This window comes from Mycobacterium sp. (genome assembly GCF_051006775.1).
Taxonomy (GTDB): domain Bacteria; phylum Actinomycetota; class Actinomycetes; order Mycobacteriales; family Mycobacteriaceae; genus Mycobacterium.
Map to the genome: position 1 here is coordinate 58695 of NZ_JBPCSX010000211.1, position 10345 is coordinate 69039.

Below are 10345 nucleotides of genomic sequence, written 5' to 3' on the forward strand. Positions count from 1 at the left end.
AAGCTAGAGAGGCTAGCCCAGAGCCCGTAGGACGTCGGCGACCAGATCGTCGGTGTCCTCAACACCGGCCGAGATCCGCGCGAAACCGTCGGCGACATCGTCACCCCAACGCGCCCTGCGATCCACCGAGGTGTGCAGGCCACCGAAACTGGTAGCCGCCACCAGCAGTTCGCTCTCGTGCACCAGGGCGTGCACCGCAGCGGCATCGGCGAGTTCGATCGACACCAGTCCGCCGAACCTGCGCATCTGATCGGCGGCGACAGCGTGTGACGGGTCGGTGGTCAGGCCCGGGTAGCGCACCGACTTCACCGCCCGGTGGCCCAGCAGGGCGGTCGCCAGTCCCTGCGCGTTCTGGCATTGCCGTTCGAAACGCAACCCGAAGCTGCCGATGCTGCGCAGCAGAAGCCACGTCTCGAAGGGGCCCAGAATAGGGCCCGCCAGCATCCGCTCGGATTCGATCGCCGCCATCATCTCGGGGTCGCTTCCGGCGACGTATCCGGCGATCAGATCGCTGTGTCCGGCCAGACTCTTGGTACCACTGGCCACCACCAGGTCCGCGCCCAGCGCCAGCGGTTGCTGACCAAGCGGTGTGGCGGCGGTGTTGTCCACCAGCAGTCGCGCACCGCGGCCGTGGCAGATTCCGGCCAGCCGATACAGATCGACCACATCCAGCGCGGGGTTTGTCGGGGTCTCGGCGAGCACCACATCGGCGTCCGCAGCGGCCTCGCACATATCCGCCGCAGACACTTCCCGCACCCTGACACCCAGCGGTGCAAGGCTTGCGGTGGCGTAGCGGCGGGTCTGGTAGTAGCCGTCGATCGGGACCACGAGCACTGACCCCGGCCGGACCGCCACCCGTAGTGCAGCGCTGATCGCTGCCATGCCCGACCCGAAAGTCAGCGCTGCGACGGCCCCTTCCAAATGAGCCAGCGCCGACTCCAGCCGGCGCCAGCCCGGATTGGAGTACCGGCCATAGATGTCAGATTCCCCCGCCTCGTCCGGGGATAGGTGGAAGGTCGATGCCGACACCAGTGGCGCGACCACCGGGCGCCCCGAAACCGCCTCGGAATCAACCGCTTTGACAGTGCGGGTGGAGTCCCCGTATCGCTCGGTCATGACGTCATTCTGCTTTCGTGCTGCGCCCAAGCAGCAGTGCGACGGCTTCGTCGACCGACAATCCCTTGTGACACACCCGGTGCACCGCATCGGTCAACGGCATCTCGACGTCATAGCTGGATGCCAGATCGAGGATTGACGTGCAGGAGGTGACACCCTCGGCGACGTGACCCTCGCCGGCGTGCATCGCCTCGGCCAATGACTGTCCCCGGCCCAGCCGCTGCCCGAAGTTCCGGTTGCGGGAGTGCGGCGATGTACAGGTGGCCACCAGGTCACCGACTCCGGCCAGTCCGGCCAACGTTGTGGTCTTGGCGCCCAGAGCAATTCCGAGCCGCATGATTTCGGCCAGCCCCCGGGTGATGATCGCCGCGGCGGTGTTCTCCCCCAATCCCACGCCGGCGGCCATACCGCAGGCCAATGCGATCACGTTCTTGCACGCGCCGCCGATCTCCGTGCCCACCAGATCGGTGTTGGTGTACGGCCGCAGGTACCGGGTGCTCAGGGCGCGCTGCAATGTCACCGCCCTACCCGAGTCGGTGCACGCGATAACCGTCGCGGCCGGTTGCTCCTCGGCGATCTCGCTGGCCAGATTCGGTCCGGAAACCACCGCGATCCGACCCGGTTCGGCACCGGTGGTCGCGGCGATCACCTGACTCATCCGCATCAGCGTTCCGAGTTCAATGCCCTTGGCCATGCTGACCAGGGTGGCGTCGCTGTCGAGATGATCCCGCCAGGTCTCCAGGTTGGACCGCAGCGTCTGGGATGGCACACCGAGCAGCACCGTGGTGACCCCGTTCAGCGCCTCGGCGGCATCGGTGGTGGCCGTGATCGCGCCCGGCAGCACGGCCCCGGGCAGATACGCCGAGTTGATGTGCCGGGTGTTGATCTCCTCGGCCACCTCCGCGCGGCGGGACCACAGCCGGACCTCGTTACCGGCGTCGGCCAGCACCTTGGCCACCGCGGTTCCCCACGCGCCAGCCCCCATCACCGCGGCCGTACCCACCGAGTCGCTCATCCCCTACAACTTAATCTCAGAGGTCGCTGGCAGGATTGCCCCCATGAGCGACGTGCCCGATATCGGCCTTATCGTCGCGGTCAAGAACCTGCCGGCTGCCAAGACCCGCCTCTCCCCGCTGTTCGACGCCGAACAACGCCGCCATCTGGTGCTGGCGATGCTGATCGACACCCTCACCGCAGCGTTGGCGGTGCCTGCGGTCGGATCGCTGACGGTGGTGACTCCCGACCGCACCGCAGCCGCGGCCGCCCGCAAACTGGGGGCAGATGTGCTGATCGACCCCACCCCGACGGATCACCCCGACCCGTTGAACAATGCCATCCTGGCAGCCTGCGACGTGGTGGGGCCCACGACGTCCAACATCGTTGTGCTGCAGGGCGATCTGCCGGCGCTGCGCAGCGCGGAGCTGGCCGAGGCCATGGCCGCCGCGCGGCTTCACGGCCGCAGTTTCGTCGCCGACCGCCAAGGGACCGGGACTGCGGCGCTGTTCGGATTCGGAATGCATCCCGGTCCGATATTCGGGGCCGGCTCGGCCGGGCGACATCGTGAGTCCGGCGCCGCCGAAATCACCGGCGACTGGCCCGGACTCCGGTGCGATATCGACACCCCGGAGGATCTCGCCGAGGCACGGCGGCTGGGCGTCGGCCAGGCCACCTCCGACGTCATCAATGGGCGCCTACCGCCGGATTAACCCCGTGTTCAGGGCTAGTTCGCCGGCACGCCCGGGTTGTGCGGCATATTGCACACACCGGCACACGCCCGGCGCCGGTGAGGAATGATGAGGACATGACTGAGATCGACGAGCGCTCGCCCGAGTCGCTCCCGGCCGCTACCCCTGCAGCCGCTGAGGATGCACTCCCCGAGCAGCGCTACCTCAACCGGGAACTGAGCTGGCTGGACTTCAATGCCCGCGTGCTCGCACTGGCGGCCGACACATCCCTGCCACTGCTGGAGCGGGCGAAGTTCCTGGCGATCTTCGCCTCCAATCTCGACGAGTTCTACATGGTGCGGGTGGCCGGGCTCAAGCGCCGCGACGAGATGCAACTGTCAGTGCGCTCCGCCGACGGGCTGACCCCGCGCGAGCAGCTGCGCCGCATCGCCGAACGCACCCAGCAATTGGCCACCCGCCACGCGAAGGTGTTCATGGAATCGGTGCGGCCCGCACTCGCTGAGCAGGGCATCGAATTCGTCCGGTGGGACGATCTCGCCGAATCCGAGCGTCCCGCACTCTCCAAATACTTCAATGACCAGTTGTTCCCCGTTCTCACGCCGCTGGCCGTCGATCCGGCCCACCCGTTTCCGTTCGTCAGCGGGCTGAGCCTGAACCTTGCGATCACGGTGAAGTCACCGGAGGACGGCATCGAGCACTTCGCCCGTGTGAAGGTCCCCGACAACGTCGATCGGTTCATTCGTCTCGACAGCGTCGACGGTCACACCGAGACCATCCGGTTCCTGCCGATGGAGGAACTCATCGGCGCCTACCTGTCCTCACTGTTCCCGGGTATGGACATCGTCGAGCAGCACGCCTTCCGGATCACCCGCAACGCCGATATGGACGTCGAGGACCGCGACGAGGATCTGCTGCAGGCACTGGAACGTGAACTGGCCCGCCGCCGCTTCGGTCCGCCGGTGCGACTGGAGATCTCGAGCAATATGAGTGAGCACATGCTCGGTCTGCTACTGCGCGAACTCGATGTCGATCCCGGCGATGTGGTCCAGGTTCCCGGTCTGCTGGATCTGAAATCGCTGTGGCAGATCTACGCCGTGGACCGCCCGGCGCTCAAGGAACGCCCCTTCGTCCCGTCCACCCACCCGGCGTTCGTCGACCGGGAGGGCAAGAGCCTTTTCGCCACCCTGCGCGACGGCGACGTGTTGGTCCACCACCCCTATGAGTCGTTCTCCACCAGTGTTCAGCGTTTCATCGAGCAGGCCGCCGCTGACCCGGCCGTGCTGGCGATCAAGCAGACCCTGTACCGCACCTCCGGAGACTCACCGATCATCAACGCCCTCATCGAAGCAGCCGACGCCGGCAAGCAGGTCGTCGCGCTGGTCGAATTGAAGGCCCGGTTCGATGAGCAGGCCAACATCAAATGGGCACGCGCACTGGAAGACGCGGGCGTGCATGTGGTCTACGGCATGGTCGGTCTCAAGACACACTGCAAGACCTGCCTGGTGGTACGTCGCGAGGGGTCCACCATCCGCCGGTACTGCCATATCGGGACCGGCAACTACAACCCGAAGACCGCGCGACTCTACGAGGATGTCGGCCTGCTGACCGCATCACCGGAAATCGGGGCCGATCTCACCGACCTGTTCAACTCCCTGACCGGCTATTCACGCAAGGTGTCCTACCGCAACCTTCTGGTCGCCCCGCACGGGATCCGCAAGGGAATTCTGGAGCGCATCGAAAACGAGATCGCAGCGCACCACCACGGTGGCAACGGCCGCATCCGGGTGAAGGCCAATGCCATCGTCGATGAACAGGTCATCGACGGCCTCTACCGGGCCTCGCAGGCCGGTGTGCGGGTGGAGGTCGTGGTGCGCGGCATCTGCGCGCTCCGCCCGGGGGTGGACGGTTTCTCCGAGAACATCTCGGTGCGTTCGATTCTCGGCGAGTTCCTCGAGCATTCGCGGGTGATGCACTTCCGGGCGATCGACGAGTTCTGGATCGGCAGCGCCGACATGATGCACCGCAACCTCGATCGTCGTGTCGAGGTGATGGCTCAGGTCAAGGACCGCCGGCTGACTGGGTATCTCAACGAGGTTCTGGATTCGGCGATGCACCCCTCGACACGCTGCTGGGTACTCGGGCCCGACGGCACCTGGACCGCCTCCCCGCAGGCCGGCCAGGAAGTCCGCGATCACCAGAGGTGGCTCATGGAGAAGCACCGTCAGGGCTGACGCAGCCGTTCACCGCCATTCACCCAGGGAGTCGAGATAGCTGAGAAAAGCCGGGCCGCAGGCGTCACGGTGCAGGCGGCCGGTGCGGTGCTGTGGCGGCCCGACGCCGAATCGGGCGAACCTCGGATCGCGGTCATCCACCGTCCCTCATACGACGACTGGTCGATACCGAAGGGGAAAATCGATCCCGGCGAGACGGCACCGGTTGCCGCGGTGCGCGAGATCTTCGAAGAGACCGGCCAGTGGGCTCACCTGGGCCGCCGGGTGGCGAAAGTGAGCTACCCGATCCCGACCGGCACCAAGGTCGTTCGCTACTGGGCGGCCCGCAGTCGAGGTGGCGACTTCGTTCCCGGTCGCGAGGTCGACGATCTGCTCTGGCTGCCGCCGGCGGAGGCCGCGGAGCGGCTCAGTTACCCGCTGGACCGAAAAGTGCTCGAACGTTTCCTCAAACGCCCCTACGACACCCAGACGGTCATGATCGTCCGGCACGGCACCGCCGGACGAAAGGCCCGTTATAAGGGTGACGACCGCAAGAGGCCGCTCGACCGAGCGGGACGCACGCAGGCCAAGTCATTGGTACCCCAGTTACTCGCATTCGGGGCGACGGATATCTACGCGGCCGATCGGGTCCGGTGCAGGCAGACGGTGGAACCCCTGGCGGCGCAACTCGGTGTCGCTATTACGCGGGAACCCACGCTCACCGAGGAGGCCTACGCCGAATCGCCGAAGGCTGCGCACCGAAGGGTTCTGGAGATCGCCGCTGAGAGCGGCACACCTGTCATCTGCACTCAGGGCCGGGTGATCCCCTACCTGATCGAGTGGTGGTGTGCGCGCGACGGGGTCAAACCGGATAAGTCGCGAAATCGCAAGGGCAGCACCTGGGTGCTGTCGCTTGCGGAGGGCCGGCTGGTCGCGGCGGACCACATCGCGAGCCCGCTGAGCTGAGGGCAGCGAAACGAGTTACGAAACAAGAATGCGCCGCGGACCAAGTCCGCGGCGCATTCTTGCGTTGATGTCTAGCGACGCTTGGCAGGAGCCTTGCGGGCCGGAGCCTTCTTCACGGCCTTCTTGACGACGCGCTTGGTAGCGGCCTTCTTGACGACCTTCTTGGCGGCGACCTTGCGGGCCGGAGCCTTCTTCACGGCCTTCTTGACTGCGGCCTTCCGGACAACCTTCTTTGCAGGCGCCTTCTTGACGGCCTTCTTGACGACGCGCTTGGTAGCGGCCTTCTTGACGACACGCTTCGCAGCGGCCTTCTTGACGACACGCTTGGCAGCCGCCTTCTTGACGACCTTCTTAGCGGCCGCCTTCTTCACGACCTTCTTGGCCGCTGCCTTCTTGACGACGCGCTTGGCAGCGGCCTTCTTGACGACCTTCTTGGCGGGAGCCTTCTTTGCAACTTTCTTAACCACAACAGCCTTCCTTACTGCGCCACCCACGGCGCCTCTCTTGACAGCGGGACCTTCTGCAGCGAGTTTCTGGACGCCAGAGACAATTTGCTTGAACTGGGCGCCGGGACGGAACGCGGGAACAGATGTGGGCTTGACCTTGACCGTCTCACCGGTGCGCGGGTTGCGCGCAACGCGAGCGGCACGGTTGCGACGTTCGAAAACGCCGAAGCCGGTGATGGTCACACTTTCGCCCTTATGGACAGCACGAACGATGGCGCTGATCAATTCCTCAACAACATCCGCGGCGTGACGACGGTCAACATCCAAGCGCTCTGTGAGAACCTCGATCAACTCTGCTTTGTTCATTCAAATCCTCCGAAACAGTGGTCCGCTTTGGACCGACTGCGCCATACGGTAAACCCTCAACACGCAGATATCCATGAGCCACGCGCATTTACAGCAAAAAGCTCGGAAATTTTTTTCCGTTCGGTTGCCGCCCGTGAGCGTGTGAAACCGATTCGCGAAGCTTGTTGCGGAGCACACCTTCAGCGGCTTGCGGTACCGCATTCCGGCGAGCGCAAGGTTATTGCGGCGTTATGGGAATCCGCGGTTTCCACTTCGGCCGGCGCGCTTCGAAAGTTTCGATCTCAGACAATTTCCGCAGCGTAAGGCCTATGTCGTCAAGTCCTTCAAGTAGTCGCCATGCGGTGTAGTCATCAATTGTGAATGGCACCACCACTGTTCCCGCGGCGATCGTTCGATCCTCAAGGTTGACACCGATTTCCAAGCCCGGACTCTGCTCGATGAGCTTCCAGAGCAGCTCGACATCGTCTTGTGCCACCTCCGCCGCCAACAGACCCGCCTTACCGGCGTTTCCCCGAAAAATATCGGCGAACCGCGATGAGATGACGACGCGGAAGCCGAAATCCATCAGCGCCCACACCGCATGTTCGCGTGAGGATCCGGTGCCGAAGTCGGGGCCGGCGACCAACACTGATCCCCGATCGAAGGGACTGAGATTGAGGATGAACGACGGATCGTTGCGCCAGGCGGCGAACAAACCGTCCTCGAAACCCGTTCGGGTCACCCGCTTGAGGTAGACCGCCGGGATGATCTGGTCGGTATCGACGTTCGAGTGACGCAGGGGCACGCCGATTCCGGTGTGGGTGCGGAAGGCTTCCATATTTCCTCAGTTCTCCAGATCGGCCGGTGCTGACAATCTGCCGCGCACCGCTGTCGCGGCGGCGACATCAGGCGAGACCAGGTGGGTGCGACTGCCCTTGCCCTGCCGCCCTTCGAAGTTTCGGTTCGACGTCGACGCGCAACGCTGACCCGGCCGGAGCTGATCGGGGTTCATCCCGAGACACATCGAGCAGCCGGCCTGCCGCCACTCGGCGCCGGCGGCGGTGAATATCTCACCGAGGCCCTCTGATTCGGCTTGCGCGCGCACCCGCATGGATCCGGGAACGATCAGCATCCGCACGCCGTCGGCGACCCTGCGTCCGCGCAGTACCTCGGCGACCGCCCGGAGATCCTCGACCCGCCCGTTGGTGCAGGACCCGACGAAGACCGTGTCGACGGCGATATCGCGCATCGGCGTGCCCGGTCGCAGATCCATGTAGGTCAGCGCCTTCTCTGCAGACTGCCGATCCGCGTCACTGGTCATCAGCGCGGGGTCAGGCACCGATCCGGACAGCGGCACACCCTGACCGGGGTTGGTGCCCCAGGTGACGAACGGGCTCAACGAAGCGGCATCGATCCAGACCTCGGTATCGAACTTCGCGCCGTCATCGGTCTTCAGCCGTTCCCAGGCGGCGACCGCGACGTCCCATTCCGCGCCGGCCGGCGCATAGGTCCGGCCGCGCAGATATTCGTACGTGGTCGCATCGGGTGCCACCATGCCGGCCCGGGCGCCGGCCTCGATGCTCATATTGCAGATGGTCATCCGGCCCTCCATCGACAGCGCCTCGATCGCGCTGCCGCGGTACTCGATGACGTAGCCCTGTCCGCCGCCGGTACCGATCTCGGCGATCACCGCCAGGATGATGTCCTTCGCGGTCACTCCGGGCGGCAGTTGGCCGTCGACGTTGACAGCCATCGTCTTGAACGGACGCAGCGCAAGAGTCTGGGTGGCGAGCACATGCTCGACCTCCGAGGTACCGATTCCCATCGCCAGTGCGCCGAACGCGCCGTGAGTGGAGGTGTGGCTGTCACCGCAGACAATCGTCATACCCGGCTGGGTCAGCCCCAACTGCGGTCCGATCACATGGACGATGCCCTGCTCGGCATCACCCATCGGGTGTAGCAGGATGCCGAACTCCGCGCAGTTGCGTCGCAACGTGTCCACCTGGATACGCGAAACCGGATCCTCGATCGGCTTGTCGATATCGGCCGTCGGCACATTGTGGTCCTCGGTGGCGATGGTCAGATCGGGCCGGTGCACTGGGCGCCCGGCCAGTCGCAGGCCGTCAAACGCCTGCGGGCTGGTGACCTCATGAACGAGGTGCAGATCGATGTAGATCAGGTCGGGCTCACGTGCCGCGCCGGCGCCGGCGCCGGCCGTCACCACATGGTCCGCCCACACCTTCTCCGGCAGGGTTCTGGGCTTGTCGGACTCGGCCATTGGACTCATCTCACTTCCGGTACAGCTATCCATCCCACATAGTGAGACGCTAATATCCCGATATGGGACAGGATAGCGGCATCGGCGTGCTCGACAAAGCGGTGGCCGTACTGCACGCGGTCGCCTCCTCACCGTGCGGGCTGGCGGAATTGTGCGAGCGGACCGGACTGCCCCGCGCCACCGCACATCGGCTGGCCGCCGGCCTGGAGTGCCATCGCCTACTGGCCCGTGACGATATCGGCCGCTGGCAGCTCGGGCCTGGTGTCACCGAGCTGTCCGCCAGCGTGGACGATCCCCTGCTGCGGGCCGGCGACGTGGTGCTGCCGCAGCTGCGGGAAGCCACCGGGGAGAGCGTTCAGCTCTATCGCCGTGAGGGCACCGAGCGGGTCTGCATCGCGGCGCTGGAACCCGCCGCGGGCCTTCGCGACACCGTGCCGGTCGGCGCCCGGCTACCGATGACGGCGGGATCGGCCGCCAAAGTGCTGCTGGCCTACAGCGATCCGGAAACCCAGCGGGCGGTGCTGGCGTCGGCGACCTTCACTGAACGCACCCTTGCAGAGGTTCACCGCCGCGGTTGGGCTCAGAGCGTCGCCGAACGGGAGGCGGGCGTGGCGAGTGTCTCGGCGGCGGTGCGCGACCGGACCGGATACGTCATCGCGGCGGTGTCGGTGTCGGGCCCGATCGACCGAATCGGACGCCGGCCCGGCATGCGCTGGGCGGCCGAACTTCTGGCGGCGAGCGAGGATCTCACCCGGCGACTGTGACCCGCCTGCCACACTGAGGGCCATGGATATCAGCTCGGGCAACAAGCAGCGCACGCAGATCGTCATGGCCGACGATGAGATCGCCGAGTTCGTGGCGCGCAGCCGCACCGGCACAATGGCCACCGTCGGCCCAGAGGGTCAGCCGCACCTGGTGGCCATGTGGTACGCGCTGCTCGACGGCGAGATCTGGGTCGAGACCAAGATCAAGTCCCAGAAAGTGGTCAATCTGCGCCGCAATCCGAAGGTGAGCTTCCTGATCGAGGACGGTATGACCTACGACAGCCTGCGCGGCGTCGCCTTCGAGGGTGTGGCCGAGATTCACGACGACCCGGCCACCATCTTCAAAGTTGGAGTGAGCGTGTGGGAGCGGTACAACGGCCCCTACACCGATGACCTCAAACCGGCCGTCGACATGATGATGAACAAGCGGGTCGCGGTGCGTATCAACACCAGCCGGGTCCGTTCGTGGGATCACAACAAATTGGGATTGCCGGCCATGCCGCTCGCCGGTTCAACTGCACCGGCCTGACGGTCT

At 65.4% G+C, this 10345-nt stretch carries 10 protein-coding genes; 5 read left to right on the plus strand and 5 right to left on the minus strand.

What is annotated here, in order from left to right:
- Nucleotides 1-12: 12 nt before the first annotated feature.
- Together ACR2JI_RS15225 and ACR2JI_RS15230 are read right to left on the minus strand one after the other, a co-directional pair.
- Nucleotides 13-1116 (minus strand): cystathionine gamma-lyase, encoded by a 1104-nt coding sequence (locus tag ACR2JI_RS15225; protein WP_526391408.1) that lies wholly within the window; start codon nt 1114-1116, stop codon nt 13-15.
- A 4-nt stretch (nt 1117-1120) separates the two neighbouring features.
- A complete protein-coding gene (locus ACR2JI_RS15230; RefSeq protein WP_526391410.1) occupies nt 1121-2131 on the minus strand; it encodes an NAD(P)H-dependent glycerol-3-phosphate dehydrogenase in 1011 nt (336 codons plus the stop codon).
- 43 nt (nt 2132-2174) lie between these two features.
- Between ACR2JI_RS15230 and cofC the strand changes: the two genes are divergently transcribed.
- From cofC to mutT1, 3 genes are all read left to right on the plus strand, one after another.
- Entirely contained in the window at nt 2175-2822 is a 648-nt protein-coding gene (cofC, locus tag ACR2JI_RS15235) for a 2-phospho-L-lactate guanylyltransferase (protein ID WP_526391412.1), read from the plus strand.
- Between the two features lie 95 nt (nt 2823-2917).
- Nucleotides 2918-5032 (plus strand): RNA degradosome polyphosphate kinase, encoded by a 2115-nt coding sequence (locus tag ACR2JI_RS15240; RefSeq protein ID WP_526391414.1) that lies wholly within the window; start codon nt 2918-2920, stop codon nt 5030-5032.
- A 36-nt stretch (nt 5033-5068) separates the two neighbouring features.
- A complete protein-coding gene (gene mutT1, locus ACR2JI_RS15245; RefSeq protein WP_526391436.1) occupies nt 5069-5977 on the plus strand; it encodes an 8-oxo-(d)GTP phosphatase MutT1 in 909 nt (302 codons plus the stop codon).
- 71 nt (nt 5978-6048) lie between these two features.
- On the opposite strand, the gene ACR2JI_RS15250 is transcribed toward mutT1, so the two are convergent.
- The 3 genes from ACR2JI_RS15250 to leuC all read right to left on the minus strand — a co-directional run bounded on the left by ACR2JI_RS15250 (nt 6049) and on the right by leuC (nt 9046).
- Nucleotides 6049-6789, minus strand: a complete 741-nt coding sequence (locus ACR2JI_RS15250; protein ID WP_526391416.1) for an HU family DNA-binding protein — start codon at nt 6787-6789, stop codon at nt 6049-6051.
- A 217-nt stretch (nt 6790-7006) separates the two neighbouring features.
- On the minus strand, nt 7007-7606 hold the full coding sequence (gene leuD, locus ACR2JI_RS15255) for a 3-isopropylmalate dehydratase small subunit (protein ID WP_526391418.1): 600 nt from the start codon (nt 7604-7606) through the stop codon (nt 7007-7009).
- 6 nt (nt 7607-7612) lie between these two features.
- Complete coding sequence (gene leuC, locus ACR2JI_RS15260) at nt 7613-9046, minus strand: 3-isopropylmalate dehydratase large subunit (protein WP_526391438.1); 1434 nt, start codon at nt 9044-9046, stop codon at nt 7613-7615.
- A gap of 62 nt (nt 9047-9108) precedes the next feature.
- On the opposite strand from leuC, the gene ACR2JI_RS15265 reads away from it, so the two are divergent.
- Nucleotides 9109-9810 (plus strand): IclR family transcriptional regulator, encoded by a 702-nt coding sequence (locus tag ACR2JI_RS15265; RefSeq protein WP_526391420.1) that lies wholly within the window; start codon nt 9109-9111, stop codon nt 9808-9810.
- 22 nt (nt 9811-9832) lie between these two features.
- Complete coding sequence (locus ACR2JI_RS15270) at nt 9833-10339, plus strand: pyridoxamine 5'-phosphate oxidase family protein (protein WP_526391422.1); 507 nt, start codon at nt 9833-9835, stop codon at nt 10337-10339.
- The last annotated feature ends 6 nt before the right edge of the window (nt 10340-10345 follow it).

What these genes read in the sequence shown, in the direction of transcription:
- ACR2JI_RS15225 (WP_526391408.1), bottom strand. Translation starts at nt 1,116, where the DNA reads ATGACCGAGCGATACGGGGACTCCACCCGCACTGTCAAAGCGGTTGAT.
- ACR2JI_RS15230 (WP_526391410.1), bottom strand. Translation starts at nt 2,131, where the DNA reads ATGAGCGACTCGGTGGGTACGGCCGCGGTGATGGGGGCTGGCGCGTGG.
- cofC (WP_526391412.1), top strand. Translation starts at nt 2,175, where the DNA reads ATGAGCGACGTGCCCGATATCGGCCTTATCGTCGCGGTCAAGAACCTG.
- ACR2JI_RS15240 (WP_526391414.1), top strand. Translation starts at nt 2,918, where the DNA reads ATGACTGAGATCGACGAGCGCTCGCCCGAGTCGCTCCCGGCCGCTACC.
- ACR2JI_RS15250 (WP_526391416.1), bottom strand. Translation starts at nt 6,789, where the DNA reads ATGAACAAAGCAGAGTTGATCGAGGTTCTCACAGAGCGCTTGGATGTT.
- leuD (WP_526391418.1), bottom strand. Translation starts at nt 7,606, where the DNA reads ATGGAAGCCTTCCGCACCCACACCGGAATCGGCGTGCCCCTGCGTCAC.
- leuC (WP_526391438.1), bottom strand. Translation starts at nt 9,046, where the DNA reads ATGGCCGAGTCCGACAAGCCCAGAACCCTGCCGGAGAAGGTGTGGGCG.
- ACR2JI_RS15265 (WP_526391420.1), top strand. Translation starts at nt 9,109, where the DNA reads ATGGGACAGGATAGCGGCATCGGCGTGCTCGACAAAGCGGTGGCCGTA.
- ACR2JI_RS15270 (WP_526391422.1), top strand. Translation starts at nt 9,833, where the DNA reads ATGGATATCAGCTCGGGCAACAAGCAGCGCACGCAGATCGTCATGGCC.